The organism is Streptococcus sp., assembly GCF_030825805.1.
In the GTDB taxonomy this organism is placed as follows: domain Bacteria; phylum Bacillota; class Bacilli; order Lactobacillales; family Streptococcaceae; genus Streptococcus.
Genome location: NZ_JAPJPF010000045.1, coordinates 1 through 15778, shown reverse-complemented (window position 1 = coordinate 15778; position 15778 = coordinate 1). Strand labels below are relative to the sequence as shown.

The following is a 15778-nucleotide window of genomic DNA, read 5'->3' as shown; positions in this document are numbered from 1 at the left end:
GACGACGAAATCGAATTCTAACGAATTACCGATTTCTGTCCCACTCTCATTTTTTTTCTGATGAAGATGAGCTAGAACTACTTGAGCTGGAATCTTCACTTGAAGAAGATGAACTGAACTGTTCAGGGTGGAGTTCCTTATAGCTTGGCGCTTTGAAGAGATCCACTGTTGACTGATTGCCTTTTTGGCTATAGAGGCTGGTTGAGGCATCCCCTTTTTCTTTTTCAATTTTCTTCAATGCTTTCATCGAGTTATTGTAGGAGTAGTCATCCGGGTTGACTTTACCAAGATCATTTCCTGTATAGAATCGTAAGAGGTCTCCTGTTTGGATACTATCACTAATCTTGAGTTGTAGATTCGCTGCCTCACGGATTTTATCCAGTTGCTCTTTCGTTGATTCGTCAGGATTGGTGATTTCTTCACCAGTCTTGGTGTAATAGGTCCGGCCACTGTAACTTGTATACTCAGGAGTCACAAAGTAGTTAGCAGAACGGAAAGCTACGATTTGGCTATGATTTGGAGATAACAAGTCTTGACCAACTTGAAGGAAGTTCTTAGAATCAATGCCTAACAAGTGTTCTAATGTTGGAAGAATATCAATCTCTCCACCATAGGTCTCAATCACTTTCCCCTTGTCCATACCAGGAATGACCACCATATACGGTACGCGTTGCAACATGGCATTGTCATAACTAGACCAAGTTTCAGAGTTCTTATCTAGCAAAGGAGCCAGAGCTGGATTTCGAGAATTAGAAATACCGTAGTGGTCCCCGTACAGAACAATAATGGAGTTCTCATAAAGACCAGAAGCTTTGAGATAATCGAAGAAGGCCTTGATGGAAGCATCCAAGTAGTTGGCTGTTGCGAAATAGCCATTAATGGTTTCATCTTGCGTCTCTGCAAGAGGGAAGCCAATTTCGTCACCAATCAGACTGGTTGTATAAGGATAGTGGTTAGAAACGGTAATGAACTTAGTATAAAACGGTTGTTGCATGTGTTCCAAGTACTTGATAGAATCCTTCAACATGATCTTATCATTAAGTCCATACTGGAAGGAGTTTGTATCATCTTGCTTGGTAAAATAGGAGGCATCAAAGAAGTAATGGTAGCCCCATTGTTTGTAGGCTGTATTACGGTTCCAGAAGCTTCCGGCATTTCCGTGGAAAACTGCACTGGATTGGTAGCCATTCTTAGAAAGAATGAAAGGAGCTGCTTGCTGGGTATTGGTCCCACCGTAGTTCACCATAAAGGAACCTTGGTTCAAACCGAACAAGCCAGTCTCAATCATGGTTTCTGCATCCGATGTTTTACCAGCTTTTACCTGGTTGAAGACATTGGCAAATGCAAAGGTTTCGTTTGAATGGTAGAGCGAGTTGATAAAAGGGGTCACTTCGTATTCTTTGCCATCGACTTTCAATTTATAGTCGATCAAGAATTGTTGGAAGCTTTCCAAATGGATATAGATAACATTACGACCTTTAGCAAGTCCAAAGGTTTCAGGGTTTGGTTGAGCATAATGGCTAGCAACATACTCTTCAACCGGTTTCAGGTCAACTTCAGAAGCCTTTGAGCGTTCTTTATTGGCCATGTAAGTCTGGTTGGCACTGTAACCCAAAAAGGCAGGTAAACCAAGCGCACGAACTACATAGTAGTTGGAGAAGCCACGCGTTAACAATTCCGGACGGTCAATCTCTGCCAAGAAAAGGTTGGCAGAGAAGAGCATAGCAGAGAGCGAAGTCACTGCAAAACTTGCCCGTTTGTTAAAGGGACGGTGATCTAGTTTGACCAATTTCTTTAAGAAGAGGAAAGCTAGAATCGGGAAGTCTAAAATATAGATAATATCCCAGGGACGGAATAATTCTAAGGCTGCAGCTCCAAGACCAGCGGAAACCTTACTAGAGGCCAGCATGGTATTAACCGTTACGAAGTCAGTAAACTCACGATAATAAATCGAGTTGGAAATCAACCAGATAAATAAAATGACATAGATGCTAAAAGATAGCAAATAAAAGAGTTTGGTTCTCTTAATATAAAAAGCGAGACCGATGAATAAGAGGCTGAGTGGAATCGGGTTAATCACTGCAAGAAAAACCTGATAAAAGCCTTGAATATCTAGATTAAAGTCTACTGCATAGGCCCACATGGTTTTAAACCAATAAAGCAACAGTAGGGTAAAGACAAATCCTAGTCTGGTACTCATAGCATCGAGTATCGTTTTGGTAATTTTTTTCACAAAAATATACTTCCTTGCCTTATTTCCTAAAAATTTTCTTACAACAGTATACCATAATTTAAAACGTTTTGAAATAAAGCAAGTAAATAATGATGTTAAAAAAGAGTATGGTTGGTATTGGTGATCATTAGCTAAATAAAAGAAGTGAGATTGTTTAAAAAGATGGTGAATACTTCCTTGATAATAGGATTCTTAAGTAGGAGACTTTGTGAATTTTTGAAAATTTTGATACAATAGAGAGTATGAAAAAGCTGACAATTAACCGACAAGTTGAGAAGAAAATCCATAAAGGTTATAAGATTTTAGAGAAGATTGATTTTGGTCAACTCCCCTTTGACAATGAGGTGGTTGAGCTGGTCACAGCTTCAGGTCATTTTCTAGGGACAGGCTATCTTTCAGAGCAAAACAAGGGTCTTGGTTGGGTCATTTCCACCAAGAAAATCACCTTGGATCAGGCTTACTTTAGTCAGCTATTTGCTAAGGCCAAGTCCAAGCGCCAGTCTTATTATCAGTCGGAATTGGATACAGCTTTTAGAATTTTTAATCAAGAAGGCGACGGATTTGGTGGCTTGACCATTGATCTCTATGGAGATTATGCTGTCTTTTCCATCTACAATGCCTTTGTTTATCAAATCAGAGAGTTGCTTGTTGCGGCTTTTCAAGAAGTCTTTCCAGAGGTCTTGGGAGGATATGAAAAAATCCGTTTCAAGGATCCAGGTTATGAGTCAGCCCATCTTTTTGGTCAAGAAGCTCCAGAGCAGTTTTTGATTTTGGAAAATGGTGTTCGCTACCAAGTCTTTCTGAATGATGGCTTGATGACAGGGATTTTCTTAGACCAACACGATGTGCGTGCTAGCTTAGTAGATGGCTTAGCTGCAGGTAAAAGCTTGCTCAATATGTTTTCTTACACAGCGGCTTTTTCGGTAGCAGCGGCTATGGGAGGAGCAGTAGAAACAACCTCTGTTGATTTGGCTAAGCGGAGTCGTGAACTATCTGAAGCTCATTTTGTGGCAAATGGTCTAGCATTGGACCAGCACCGCTTTATCGTCATGGATGTTTTTGATTATTATAAGTATGCTAAGCGTCATGGCTTGACTTATGATGTGATCGTTTTAGATCCGCCGAGTTTTGCTCGCAATAAGAAGCGTACCTTCTCAGTTGCGAAGGATTACCACAAACTAATCGAGCAGTCCCTAGAAATCTTGAAACCAAAAGGAATTTTGATTGCTAGTACGAATGCTGCAAATGTCAGTCGGGATAAATTTAAGAAAGAAATTGAAAAGGGCTTTAAAGGCCGGAAACATCGGTATATCAGTGAGGTCGGACTTCCAGCTGATTTTCGATATAACGAAAAAGAAGAAAGTAGTAATTACTTAAAAGTATTTACGATTAGGGTGGATTAATGAAATTAGTCGTTTCTGTAATGCCAAGAAATTTTGAAGAAGCACAGGCCATTGATGCCAGTCGTTATCAAGATGCAGATGTGATTGAATGGCGTGCGGATTATTTAGACAAAAATGATATCTTACAAGTGGCGCCTGCCATCTTTGAAAAATTTGCAGGTCGTGAGATTTTATTTACGCTACGGACCCGGGAGCAGGGAGGAGAAATTGAGCTTTCTGGTGAAGAGTACGTAGCTCTTATCCATGATATCAACAACATCTACCATCCGGATTATGTCGATTTTGAGTACTTTGGTCATCAGGCCGAATTTAATCAGATGATGGATTATTCCAATCTTTGCTTAAGCTACCATAATTTCCAGGAAACCCCTGAAAACATGATGGAGATTATGTCAGAATTAACCAGCTTTACACCGAAATTGGTTAAGGTCTCTGTGATGGCTCATACCGAGCAGGATGTTCTCGATTTGATGAACTATACACGTGGTTTTAAAACCCTAAATCCAGAACAAGAGTTCGTTACCATTTCTATGGGGAAAATTGGCCGAATTTCTCGCATTGCTGCCGATTTAACCGGTTCTGTTTGGTCCTATGCTAGCGTTGGAGAGCAAAGTGCACCAGGTCAAATCAGCTTGTCCAGCATGCACAAGATTCGGGAGATCTTAGATGAAGATTGATGGCTATACGCGAATGGCGGCCGTGATTGCCAATCCCATTCGTCATAGTATCTCACCCTTTATTCACAATCAGGCTTACCAACTAACCGCAACCAATGCAGTCTATCTTGCTTGGGAAGTGGAAGAAGATGAAGTTGCACAAAGTCTTCAACAGTTACGAGTACTGGATATGTTGGGGGCCAATATTTCCATGCCCTATAAGAAAAAGGTCTTGCCATTTTTAGATCAGGTAGATGGAAGCGCACAACTTATTGGTTCGGTCAATACAATTGTTCAGAAAGATGGTCGTTTAACAGGATACAACACAGACGGACTTGGTTTTCTGAAGAGTCTCCCTAAGAATTTTTCTATTGACAAGAAAAAAATGGTTCTTTTAGGAGCAGGTGGGGCTGCGACTGCTATTGTTGTAGAGGCTATTCGCCAAGGAGTTGGCGAGATTCATTTATTTGTTCGTTCAGAAAGTTTAGATAAGTATCAGGCTATCTTTGCTCCACTATCCGAAACTCTTGATGTTTCAATTTTCCTTCATGACTTATCCAGTCAGGATCAGTTGAATGCAACGATAGAGGGGACGGATTTATTGATCAATGCTACAGGACTTGGAATGGACGGGTCTTCTCTCCCTATTCCGAAAGACTTTATCTTTACTAAAGGTTGTCTAGTGGCTGATTTAGCTTATTTTCCTGCCAAGACACCATTTCTTCAATTAGCAGAAGAACAAGGGGCAAAAACCTTAAATGGCTTGGGAATGCTCTTCCATCAAGCTGCCGTTGCCTTCGAACTGATGACGGATAAAACTTTCCCGGAAGAGGAAGTCTGGCAAGCGTTGAAATTGGAATACCCAGATTATGTTTTAGAAAAATGATGGAAGAAAACAGAAAAACTTAATCAAGTATGCTCTGTTTTCTATTTTTATACAATAGTGAAATTGTAATCTTTTTCACATGGATTTGAAAGGAGATCCTCATGAAGGTGAATGTTGATCTACCAAAGAATGGTTATGAGATTGTCATTGAGAATGGAGCGATCCAAAAGGTTGGAACCTGGCTCAGTCATCTATGGGAACCTCAAAAAGTAGCAATCATAACAGACAACCATGTAGGGTCTCTTTATGCAAGTCAGGTGGTAAAAAGCCTTGAAAGTGAAGGATTTACAGTGATTAGCTATGAGTTCCTAGAAGGAGAAGCTAGTAAAAATCTGACGACCGTTCAGAAAGTCTATGAATTTTTAGCGAAAAATGGGATGACACGATCAGACGGCATTCTCGCTCTTGGGGGTGGTGTTGTCGGTGATCTAGCAGGCTTTGTGGCTTCCACCTATATGCGGGGGATTCATTTCGTCCAAGTACCGACTAGTTTGACGGCTCAGGTTGACTCCTCTATCGGAGGTAAGACCGGAGTCAATACACTCTATGCAAAGAACATGGTAGGAACTTTTGCCCAACCGGATGGGGTATTGATTGACCCTGAAGTGCTGCGGACTCTTGGCAAGCGCGAGTTGATCGAGGGCATGGGGGAAGTCATTAAGTACGGTCTCATCGAAGATCCTGCCTTATGGGAAGAACTGGATCAAATGGATGGCTCCATTGAGTCTATTTATGAGCATGCAGAATCCCTGATTGCCCATTCCTGTCAAGTCAAGCGCAAGATGGTCGTCGAAGATGAGTTAGACCAGGGCATTCGTCTTTATTTGAATTTCGGTCATACCCTTGGTCATGCGATCGAAGCAACAGCCGGTTATGGCCAGGTCATGCACGGAGAAGCCGTTGCGATAGGAATGGTGCAAGTTACTAAGGTTGCAGAAGCCAAGGGATTGGTTCAAGCCGGTTTAACGCAGGCTATTTGCCAAATGTGTCAAAAATTTGGCTTACCAGTAGAATTCCATACTTGGGATAAGGAAAAGCTTTATCAGGCCTTGACCTTGGACAAGAAGGCGAGGGGCAATCAATTGAAACTCGTTTTGGTACCTGAAATTGGGACTTGTCAAATCCATCCAGTTCCGTTGGAAGAAATGAGAGACTTCTTACACTAGAAAGCGACAAAGGAGATACCATGCGTTATTTAACAGCAGGAGAATCACACGGACCTCGACTTACAGCTATTATCGAAGGAGTGCCAGCAGGGCTCCCTTTGACAGCTGATTATATCAACGTCGAACTAAAACGTCGCCAGGGTGGCTACGGTCGTGGAGCACGGATGAAGATTGAAAGCGATCAAGTCGAGATCACCTCTGGTGTTCGCCATGGCTTGACCATGGGAGGTCCTATCACTTTGAATGTCACCAATCTAGACCATCAAAAATGGCTGGAGATCATGTCTGTCAGTGATGTGGAGGAAAAGAAGAAGGGGCTCCGGAAAATTACCAAGCCTCGTCCAGGCCACGCTGATTTGGTCGGCGGAATCAAGTACCGTTTCGATGACTTACGAAATTCTTTGGAACGCTCATCCGCTCGGGAAACAACCATGCGAGTGGCAGTTGGTGCAGTAGCCAAACGTCTATTGGAAGAGATTGGGGTTCAAGTAGCTAGCCATATCGTCAATTTCGGTGGCATCGAAGTAGAGGTTCCGGAAAATCTAACAGTTTCCCAAATCAAGGAAGCGGTCGCTCAATCAGAAGTTTCCATCGTTAATCGAGAGCGAGAAGAGGAAATCAAGGCCTATATCGATAGCGTGAAGAAAGAAGGGGAAACCATCGGAGGGATCGTCGAAACGATTGTAGGTGGTGTGCCTGTCGGTCTGGGTTCTTTTGTCCAATGGGATAAGAAATTGGATGCCAAGATCGCTCAAGGGGTTGTCTCTATCAATGCCTTTAAAGGTGTAGAGTTCGGGCTAGGCTTTGAAGCAGGTCGTCGAAAAGGCAGTCAAGTCATGGACGAAATTCTCTGGTCTGAGCAGGATGGGTATACTCGTCGAACCAATCATCTGGGTGGATTTGAAGGCGGTATGACCAATGGAGAGCCGATTATCGTCCGTGGTGTTATGAAACCAATCCCAACCCTTTATAAACCCCTCATGAGTGTCGATACTGAAACGCACAAACCGTATAAGGCAACGGTAGAGCGGAGTGATCCAACAGCACTTCCGGCTGCAGGGGTTGTCATGGAAGCTGTGGTGGCAACGGTTTTAGCCACAGAAGTCTTGGACAAGTTCTCTTCTGATAATCTGGAAGAATTGAAGGAGGCTGTCGAGAGTCATCGGGCCTATACCAAAGCTTTCTAACTGGAGAAATAGATGGAAGAAAAGGTTGTTTATATCGTCGGTCTAGGACTGATTGGTGCTTCGTTAGCCATGGGGATCCGGAAAGCTCATCCGCAAGTGACTTTACTAGGCTATAATCGCAGTCAGGCCTCACGGGATATTGCACTTAAGAATGGCATAGTGGATGAGGTGACGGCTGATCTTGAAGCATTTGCTAGTCGAGCTGATGTCATTATCGTCTCCTTACCTGTCAAGCAAACCATTCAAACCTTTCAGCAACTGGCGAGAATGCCACTGAAAGAAGGAGTCATTGTGACAGATGTGGGCTCTACCAAGGGGGCCATTGTAGAAGCTGGTCAAGAAGTTTTTAATCATCTGCCAGTCCGTTTTGTCGGCGGACATCCCATGGCAGGGAGTCACAAGACAGGAGCTGCGTCAGCTGACTCTACTCTCTTTGAAAATGCCTACTACATTTTTACGCCAACAACTGCGACTGATCCCAGTGCGGTCTTGGAATTGAAGGATCTCCTCTCAGGGCTTAAAGCCCGTTTCATCGAGGTAGATCCAATAGAACACGATCGGGTCACTTCTCAAATCAGCCACTTTCCTCACGTATTGGCAGCTACCCTGATGGGACAAGCAGCTGCTTATACAAAAGAGCATGCCTTAGCAGGTCGCTTTGCTGCAGGAGGATTTCGTGATATGACGCGGATTGCGGAGAGTGAGCCCAGCATGTGGACCTCCATTTTGCTATCCAATCCAGCTGCTGTTCTCGATCGGATAGTAGACTTTCAGGCTCGCCTTGACCAAGTTGCTGATATGATTCGCCAAGGACAAGAAGAAGCGATTTGGTCCTTCTTTGACCATAGTCGAGAGCAACGGCAACATATGCAGATCCATAAGAGAGGAGGGGTGGAAAGCACCTTCGATATTTTTGTGGATGTTCCAGACGAAGAAGATGTCATTCTTCGAATCCTGGAGTTGCTTCGTGGTACCTCCTTGGTCAATATTCATATCAATGAGGAAAACCGAGAAGATGTCTACGGGATTCTCCAGATTTCCTTTAAGACGGCTGCAGATCAAGCGCGGGCTGAAGCCCTGATCACCGAGCAAACGGATTATAGTGTGGTAATCAAATAGGTCCTAAGTAGGATTTTTACAAAAATAGCAGTTTCTAACACAAGATGTACCAGAATCTTTGTATAATAGAACAAAACCAAATTGTTAAGGAGAAATTACATGTCAAATATTTATGATCTAGCCAATGAATTGTCACGTGGAATTCGTGACTTACCAGAATACAAGGCTGTTCTTGCTAGTAAGGAAGCCATTGATGCCGATGCCGATGCAAAAGCGTTATTCGGAGACTACCTGGCTTTCCAACAAGAAATTCATGGAGTCATCCAGTCTGGACAAATGCCAACTGAAGACCAACAAAAGAAAATGCAGGACTTTGCTGGGAAGTTACAAGGAAACCCAATTGTTAATGAGTTTTTCACCAAACAACAGCAATTGTCTGTTTATCTAGGAGATATTGAACGGATTATTTTTGATCCAGTTCAAGATTTATTTAAATAAGGGAGAGGTGGAGAGCCCACCTCTTTTTCTCTCCCATCTTAGAGGACCTTCCAAGTGAACGTTGAAAATGGCTGTTTTTTATGGTAGAATTTTTAGAAAAGCTTGAAGGGGTAAGCCATGAAATTACAAACGAATTGTAAGGGTTTAAATGGAATCATTCGTGTCCCGGGGGATAAATCGATCAGTCATCGTTCGATTATCTTTGGAAGCCTTGCGCATGGAACCACTAAGGTCTATGATATCCTTCGTGGTGAAGATGTCTTATCCACTATTCAAGTATTTAGGGACCTAGGCGTTTCTATCCAAGATGATGGTCAAGTGATCACCATCGAGGGAAAAGGTTTTGAAGCCTTTCAACAACCTAAGAATGATCTGGATATGGGAAACTCAGGTACCTCTACTCGATTGATAGCGGGTGTTTTAGCAGGAAGTCCTTTTCCAGTCACCATGGTTGGAGATGACAGCTTATCAAAAAGACCAATGGATCGGGTGGCGATCCCTCTTCGAGAGATGGGAGTAACTGTTCAGGGGCAAACAGAGCGAGACATGTTGCCACTTCATCTTCATGGAACAAAAGACTTACAACCAATCCACTATTCATTACCCGTAGCCTCTGCTCAGGTCAAGTCGGCTCTTCTATTTGCTGCCATGCAAGCAGAAGGGGAGTCAGTCATTCTAGAGAAAGAACTGACACGAAATCACACCGAAGATATGATTCAGCAGTTTGGTGGCCGGATCAGCGTGAAGGGCAAAGAAATTTGCCTACGTGGGCCTCAAAGCTTTCAAGCCTGTGAGGTGACTGTACCAGGTGATATTTCCAGTGCAGCCTTTTGGTTGGTGGCTGGTTTGATTATCCCAAATAGTAAGATTCGACTTGAAAATGTTGGGGTTAACGAGACACGTACAGGCATACTAGAGGTTATTGAAAAAATGGGAGGCAAGCTTCAAATCTTGGATGTTGATCCCCTTGCTAAGGCTGCGACCCTTGTCGTAGAGACTTCAGACCTCCATGGAACTGAAATTTCGGGTGATCTAATTCCTCGCTTGATTGATGAGCTTCCAATCATTGCTCTTTTGGCAACCCAAGCTTCTGGGAAAACCATTATCAAAGATGCTGAAGAATTGAAAGTTAAGGAAACGGACCGTATCCAAATAGTGGCAGATAGTCTAAATGCTATGGGAGCAACCATCACACCAACAGAGGATGGGATGATTATTGAGGGGAAAACGCCCTTACATGGTGCAAGCCTGCAAACCTTTGGTGACCACCGGATCGGTATGATGGGAGCTATTGCAGCCCTGCTTGTAAGAGAAGGTGAAGTGGAGCTTGCGCGTGCTGAAGCTATTAATACCAGCTATCCTACCTTCTTTGCAGATTTAGAAAAGGTGTCTCATGCCTAAAGTACTACTGGGCTTTATGGGAGCAGGGAAAACGACCGTTGGCTCTTTATTGGACCCAGATTTTGCAGATATGGATGCACTTCTAGTTCAACGCTTAGAAATGCCGATTTCTGACTATTTTGCTCGTTATGGAGAAGAATCTTTTCGCCAGCAAGAGTCGCTTTTGTTGCAAGAGTTACTCAATCAAGAGAGCTCGGTCATTTCAACTGGTGGAGGGATTGTCCTAAAGCCAGAAAATCGCGAGCTCCTCAAGAAGAATCCTTATAATATTTATTTACGGATTGATTTTGATCGGCTTTATCAAAGACTGGCCACTGATCTTGCAACTAAGCGCCCCCTCTTTCTTGCGAATAAGCAAGATGAGTTTCGTGCCTTGTATGAGCAACGCTTACCCCTATATGAAGAAGTAGGCACCCATGTGATAGAAGTTGCTGATAAGACACCTGAAGAAATTGTGGAGATGATTCGATGCTTGTAGCTTATCTCGGTCCTAAGGGATCTTTTACCCATCATGTAGCTCTGGAAAGTTTTGAAGCGGCTGAATTGTGCTCTTATGGCTCCATTACTGAAGTGATGAAAGCCTATGAATCCCATCAAGTAGATTATGCAGTCATCCCTGTTGAAAACTCTATCGAAGGAAGTGTTCATGAGACGATTGACTATCTCTTTCACCAGGCCAGTTTCCAGGCTATCGCAGAAGTGGTTTATCCCATTAAGCAACAACTCTTGGCCGTTAAGCAGGATCAAGCCATTGAAGTCATCTATTCTCATCCACAGGCCTTAGCTCAAGGAAAAGCCTATGTCCAAGAGCATTTCCCTCAAGCCAGACTGGAGATGACAACTTCGACTTCCTATGCAGCTCGATATGTCTCACAACATCCGGAACTACCTATTGCAGCCATTGCGCCTCTTGAGGCCAAGGATGAATATGGTCTGGAAGTTGTAGCCAGTAATATTCAAGAGATGGATCAGAATTATACCCGCTTTTGGATTCTTGGTCAGCGCCCTTTTGAAGGCAGTCGCTCCTTGAAGAAAGTTGCCTGCAAGGATAGTCTGGCTATTACCTTACCAAGTAATATTGCGGGCTCCTTATGCCAGGCCCTATCTACATTTGCTTCAAGAGAATTAAATTTAACAAAAATTGAGAGTCGTCCATTGAAGACGGCCCTAGGGGAATATTTTTTTATCATCGATGTGGTAGATGCTGACGAATCCCTGTTTGCTTCTGCCTATCAAGAACTGGAATCCTTAGGAGCATCTATCAAAACCTTGGGCCACTATTGGGTCTATGTGCTAAACGACAATGAAACGGAGAACGTATGAGTAGAGAATCAGAAAAACTATCCTATCATGAACAAAAGAGATTGGATTATCTTTATTCCAACTACCATTACCTGAATGAAAAAGAGCAGTTGGAATACAAGTACTTAAAAAATAAATCAGAGGGACGATTCCAAGACGATCCCGTTTCATCAAGAGCAGAAGAGTCTGTTGCTCCTTCAAGTAGAGGGGAAGACAATTCTGACGAATTACCAGTCTATCCATCACGGAGCCGAAAGGATAAAACCAAATCTAATAAAAAGAATCGACAGGAAGGAGCAGCCCTTCCCAAACGTAATAAGGGAAGAAAGATCCGCTTTAAACGTATTTTAAAGTGGATTGCCATCTTCTTCTTATTGGTTCTTGGTGGAATGGTCTTTATGTTTATTAAAGGGTTGACTAGCAAGCCCGGTGGGACCAATGCCCAACCAGCTGTTAAGGAATATTTTAACGGCCAGAAGACCAAAGACGGAGTCAATATTCTTATCTTGGGTACAGATGGTCGGATCGGGGAAAGCTCGTCTGAGACTCGAACGGACTCCATCATGGTCGTCAATGTCAACAACAAGGACGGCAAGGTGAAATTGGTCAGTTTCATGCGGGATACTCTGGTTCATATCGATGGCGTGAGCCAGCAAACAGATCCAGAATATCCAGATTATTATGACCAGAAGTTGAATACGGCCTTTACTATTGGAGAGCAGAATAACAACCAAGGGGCAGAGTTGGTCCGTCAAATGCTTAAGGATAACTTTGACATTGATATCCAATACTATGCCATGGTAGATTTCCAAACCTTTGCGACAGCCATCGATACCCTCTTCCCTAATGGGGTGGAGATGAATGCTCAGTTCTCTACTATTGATGGTGAAACCGTTTCTGAAGTGGAAGTTCCTGACGACTTGAATATGAAAGATGGGGTCGTTCCGAATCAGACAATTAAGGTCGGAAAACAACGGATGGACGGCCGGACCCTCCTCAACTATTCTCGTTTCCGTAAAGATGATGAGGGCGACTTTGGACGGACAAGACGCCAACAAGAAGTCATGTCTGCCATTGTGCACCAAATTAAGGATCCAACCAAACTTTTTACTGGATCTGAAGCACTAGGAAAGGTCTTCGCTATGACCTCTACCAATGTACCCTTCTCCTTCCTATTGACAAATGGGATTGGCTTAGTTGGAAGTGCCAGCAAGGGGATTGAACGCATCACCATCCCAGAAAATGGGGATTGGGTCGATGCCTATGATATGTATGGCGGACAAGGCTTGCTGGTCGATTTCGATGCTTATAAAAAGAAATTGTCCCAAATGGGCTTAAGATGATATAATTAAGGGATAGGAGTCTGAAAACTCCATCCCTTTTAATTTGTAGAAAGATTGAACACCATGTTAAAGAAAAATGAAATTGTAGACGTTGAGATTGTCGATTTGACCCATGAAGGAGCAGGAGTGGCTAAGGTCGATGGCCTGGTCTTTTTTGTGGAGAATGCTCTGCCTGGAGAAGTCATCCGAATGCGCGTGCTCAAGGTCAACAAGAAGATCGGCTACGGAAAAGTAGAGGAGTACCTAGAAAAATCGCCTCACCGCAATGAGGAACTTGATCTAGCTTACTTGCGAACAGGTATTGCGGACCTTGGGCACTTGGCCTATCCCGAGCAACTGAAGTTCAAGGCTAAGCAGGTCAAGGATAGTCTTTACAAGATGGCGGGAATCTCTGATATGGAAGTGCCCTTGACCTTGGGCATGGACCATCCTGTCCAATACCGCAATAAGGCCCAAGTCCCTGTCCGTCGTGTCAATGGTCAGGTAGAGACAGGCTTCTTTCGGAAGAACTCTCATGATTTGATGCCAATCGAAGACTTCTATATCCAAGATCCAGTCATTGACCAAGTGGTCTTGGCTCTTCGAGATTTGATTCGTCGGTTTGACCTCAAGCCTTATGATGAGCAGGAACAGTCTGGCCTGATTCGTAACTTTGTCGTTCGGCGTGGGCATCATTCTGGGGAAATCATGGTCATTTTGGTGACCACTCGTCCCAAGGTGTTCCGTGTGGACCAGTTGATTGAGCAGTTGATCAAGCAATTCCCAGCCATCAAATCCGTTATGCAAAATATTAATGACCAGAATACCAATGCCATTTTTGGAAAAGAATGGCGTACGCTTTATGGCCAAGACTATATTACGGATCAAATGTTGGGCAATAGCTTCCAAATCTCAGGACCAGCCTTTTACCAGGTCAATACCGAAATGGCAGAGAAGCTCTATCAGACAGCCATTGACTTTGCGGAGTTAAGAGCAGAAGATGTCGTGATTGACGCCTATTCCGGAATTGGGACCATTGGCTTGTCCGTTGCCAAGCATGTTAAGGAAGTCTATGGAGTAGAGGTCATCCCCGAAGCCGTGGAGAATAGCCAGAAGAATGCTAGTCTAAATGGCATCACCAATGCCCACTATGTCTGTGATACAGCAGAAAATGCTATGAAAAATTGGCTTAAGGAAAGCATCCAACCAACTGTTATCCTAGTAGACCCACCACGCAAGGGCTTGATCGAAAGCTTTATCAAAGCAAGCGCCCAAACAGGAGCTGAACGCATCGCCTATATCTCCTGTAACGTCGCCACCATGGCGCGTGATATCAAACTCTACCAAGAGTTGGGCTACGAGTTGAATAAAGTCCAGCCGGTGGATCTTTTCCCGCAGACGCATCACGTCGAATGTGTAAGCTTGTTAGTGAAACGTAGCTAATCCTCAAAAGGTTCTTCGAACCTTTTGAGTCCACAAACGCATCATGTTGTGGCGGTATCACTGCTTGTACGAGCTGAGGCATCAGCGAAGTAGAAGGAGATGTTCCGCCCATGCGATAGGACTCGTAGAATGAGGAGGGGCACCGACGAGATGATACGGTAAGTCCGAACCGCCGAGTGTGTAAGTTTGTTAGTAAAACGCAAATAATCCTCAATGAGTCCACAAACGCATCACATGTTGAGGCAGTATCACTGCTTGTACGAGCTGAGGCATCAACGAAGTAGATAATCTGCCCATGCGATAGGACTCGTAGAATGAGGAGGGAATCTGACAAAATGATACGGTAATTCCGAACTGCCGAGTGTGTCAGCTTGTTAGAGAAACATTTTTACTATACATAAGCTTTAAAAGCTTTAAAATTAACTACTAGAAAAGGAAGTATTATCATGGGAATATTCGATGATTTTGAGTACAAAGAGAACTACCAAAATGAAGAAAAAGTAATTGAAGTACTAAAAAAGATTTTAAGAGCAATTCATCTAAATAATTATAGAGATATTATGGATAATGTTGATGGTTCAGAAGTTGATGATTTAAGAGAGTTGCTTGAATATATTGACGATTCATTACAATTAAACGATTTTGATAAAATTGATGAATATGGTGTAGAATGTAATTTCCATCCGAATTATGAGTATTCTCAACTACAAGTTTATGAATTTAATGATCAAACTGGTTTTGCTGTTGAATATCAGATGACCTCTAATTCTGAATTAGTAGATTTAACCCTACAATTAGAATTTTTATACAATGAGGATGGTTACAAAATAACTTCTATAGATGTAGATCCTGGATAAACCAAACTTAATTATCTTCGTTATGAAATATATGTGTATACTAAGGATAGATAATTAGGTTGTAAGTTGCATAGAATATCGGTTAGTTTTTCAAATATTGGAAGAATGAAAGATGTATCTATTGGAATTGTACCAAAATGATTATTCTAAAGATTTAGTCGTGTTTGATTCTTTAGAAGATGGAAAAGACTTTGTATCTAAAATAACTGGATATACTCTAGAAAATGAAAATGATTTTGTTCAAGGTAATAAAATAGAAATAACGAACATTTATATGAAAGGTTTAGAGTTAACATGAGTATCTTATTTAAAGAATTTAAAACCATTTGTTTCCATTTAAATCGAGTCGGAATTACACCGACACT

The 15778-nt window shown here is 42.7% G+C and carries 15 protein-coding genes and 1 pseudogene; 15 read left to right on the top strand and 1 reads right to left on the bottom strand.

What is annotated here, in order from left to right; translation table 11 throughout:
* Positions 1–46: 46 nt before the first annotated feature.
* Positions 47–2233 carry an LTA synthase family protein gene (locus RCH62_RS07295; RefSeq protein WP_306474927.1) on the bottom strand — a complete coding sequence of 729 codons (2187 nt, stop codon included), beginning with the start codon at positions 2231–2233 and terminating at the stop codon, positions 47–49.
* 242 nt (positions 2234–2475) lie between these two features.
* Here RCH62_RS07295 and RCH62_RS07290 point away from each other — a divergent pair, with 242 nt between their 5' ends.
* The 15 genes and pseudogenes from RCH62_RS07290 to RCH62_RS07220 form a co-directional block, all read left to right on the top strand.
* Positions 2476–3636: a class I SAM-dependent rRNA methyltransferase gene (locus RCH62_RS07290; protein ID WP_129821984.1), complete on the top strand. Its 1161-nt coding sequence runs from the start codon at positions 2476–2478 to the stop codon at positions 3634–3636.
* Positions 3636–4313, top strand: a complete 678-nt coding sequence (gene aroD / locus RCH62_RS07285) for a type I 3-dehydroquinate dehydratase (RefSeq protein WP_048688131.1) — start codon at positions 3636–3638, stop codon at positions 4311–4313. The genes RCH62_RS07290 and aroD overlap by 1 nt, the downstream gene beginning before the upstream one ends.
* The gene (gene aroE / locus RCH62_RS07280) at positions 4303–5178 is read left to right on the top strand and encodes a shikimate dehydrogenase (protein ID WP_306474926.1); all 876 of its coding nucleotides are present in this window, start codon (positions 4303–4305) and stop codon (positions 5176–5178) included. Before aroD ends, aroE begins: the two co-directional genes overlap by 11 nt.
* A gap of 101 nt (positions 5179–5279) precedes the next feature.
* Positions 5280–6344 (top strand): 3-dehydroquinate synthase, encoded by a 1065-nt coding sequence (gene aroB / locus RCH62_RS07275; RefSeq protein WP_306474925.1) that lies wholly within the window; start codon positions 5280–5282, stop codon positions 6342–6344.
* Positions 6345–6364: 20 nt separating this feature from the next.
* Complete coding sequence (gene aroC / locus RCH62_RS07270) at positions 6365–7531, top strand: chorismate synthase (protein ID WP_306474924.1); 1167 nt, start codon at positions 6365–6367, stop codon at positions 7529–7531.
* Positions 7532–7543: 12 nt separating this feature from the next.
* Positions 7544–8650, top strand: a complete 1107-nt coding sequence (locus RCH62_RS07265) for a prephenate dehydrogenase (RefSeq protein ID WP_236127914.1) — start codon at positions 7544–7546, stop codon at positions 8648–8650.
* A 99-nt stretch (positions 8651–8749) separates the two neighbouring features.
* Entirely contained in the window at positions 8750–9088 is a 339-nt protein-coding gene (locus tag RCH62_RS07260; RefSeq protein WP_061564079.1) for a YlbF/YmcA family competence regulator, read from the top strand.
* A 117-nt stretch (positions 9089–9205) separates the two neighbouring features.
* Entirely contained in the window at positions 9206–10489 is a 1284-nt protein-coding gene (gene aroA, locus RCH62_RS07255) for a 3-phosphoshikimate 1-carboxyvinyltransferase (protein WP_306474923.1), read from the top strand.
* On the top strand, positions 10482–10967 hold the full coding sequence (locus RCH62_RS07250) for a shikimate kinase (RefSeq protein WP_306474922.1): 486 nt from the start codon (positions 10482–10484) through the stop codon (positions 10965–10967). Before aroA ends, RCH62_RS07250 begins: the two co-directional genes overlap by 8 nt.
* A complete protein-coding gene (gene pheA, locus RCH62_RS07245) occupies positions 10958–11812 on the top strand; it encodes a prephenate dehydratase (protein ID WP_306474921.1) in 855 nt (284 codons plus the stop codon). The genes RCH62_RS07250 and pheA overlap by 10 nt, the downstream gene beginning before the upstream one ends.
* Positions 11809–13134: an LCP family protein gene (locus tag RCH62_RS07240; protein WP_306474920.1), complete on the top strand. Its 1326-nt coding sequence runs from the start codon at positions 11809–11811 to the stop codon at positions 13132–13134. Before pheA ends, RCH62_RS07240 begins: the two co-directional genes overlap by 4 nt.
* Positions 13135–13197: 63 nt before the next feature.
* A complete protein-coding gene (gene rlmD, locus RCH62_RS07235) occupies positions 13198–14556 on the top strand; it encodes a 23S rRNA (uracil(1939)-C(5))-methyltransferase RlmD (protein ID WP_306474919.1) in 1359 nt (452 codons plus the stop codon).
* Between the two features lie 446 nt (positions 14557–15002).
* Positions 15003–15413: a hypothetical protein gene (locus RCH62_RS07230; protein ID WP_125330026.1), complete on the top strand. Its 411-nt coding sequence runs from the start codon at positions 15003–15005 to the stop codon at positions 15411–15413.
* Between the two features lie 112 nt (positions 15414–15525).
* A complete protein-coding gene (locus RCH62_RS07225; RefSeq protein WP_125330025.1) occupies positions 15526–15711 on the top strand; it encodes a hypothetical protein in 186 nt (61 codons plus the stop codon).
* Positions 15708–15778: pseudogene (locus RCH62_RS07220) on the top strand (phosphoribosylanthranilate isomerase); the annotation flags it as partial. The gene RCH62_RS07225 and the pseudogene RCH62_RS07220, both read left to right, overlap by 4 nt.

Coding starts and splice junctions, on each gene's coding strand:
- aroD (WP_048688131.1), top strand. CDS start 3,636: ATGAAATTAGTCGTTTCTGTAATGCCAAGAAATTTTGAAGAAGCACAG.
- RCH62_RS07265 (WP_236127914.1), top strand. CDS start 7,544: ATGGAAGAAAAGGTTGTTTATATCGTCGGTCTAGGACTGATTGGTGCT.
- RCH62_RS07240 (WP_306474920.1), top strand. CDS start 11,809: ATGAGTAGAGAATCAGAAAAACTATCCTATCATGAACAAAAGAGATTG.
- pheA (WP_306474921.1), top strand. CDS start 10,958: ATGCTTGTAGCTTATCTCGGTCCTAAGGGATCTTTTACCCATCATGTA.
- aroC (WP_306474924.1), top strand. CDS start 6,365: ATGCGTTATTTAACAGCAGGAGAATCACACGGACCTCGACTTACAGCT.
- RCH62_RS07225 (WP_125330025.1), top strand. CDS start 15,526: ATGTATCTATTGGAATTGTACCAAAATGATTATTCTAAAGATTTAGTC.
- RCH62_RS07290 (WP_129821984.1), top strand. CDS start 2,476: ATGAAAAAGCTGACAATTAACCGACAAGTTGAGAAGAAAATCCATAAA.
- RCH62_RS07260 (WP_061564079.1), top strand. CDS start 8,750: ATGTCAAATATTTATGATCTAGCCAATGAATTGTCACGTGGAATTCGT.
- aroB (WP_306474925.1), top strand. CDS start 5,280: ATGAAGGTGAATGTTGATCTACCAAAGAATGGTTATGAGATTGTCATT.
- RCH62_RS07230 (WP_125330026.1), top strand. CDS start 15,003: ATGGGAATATTCGATGATTTTGAGTACAAAGAGAACTACCAAAATGAA.
- rlmD (WP_306474919.1), top strand. CDS start 13,198: ATGTTAAAGAAAAATGAAATTGTAGACGTTGAGATTGTCGATTTGACC.
- RCH62_RS07250 (WP_306474922.1), top strand. CDS start 10,482: ATGCCTAAAGTACTACTGGGCTTTATGGGAGCAGGGAAAACGACCGTT.
- aroA (WP_306474923.1), top strand. CDS start 9,206: ATGAAATTACAAACGAATTGTAAGGGTTTAAATGGAATCATTCGTGTC.
- aroE (WP_306474926.1), top strand. CDS start 4,303: ATGAAGATTGATGGCTATACGCGAATGGCGGCCGTGATTGCCAATCCC.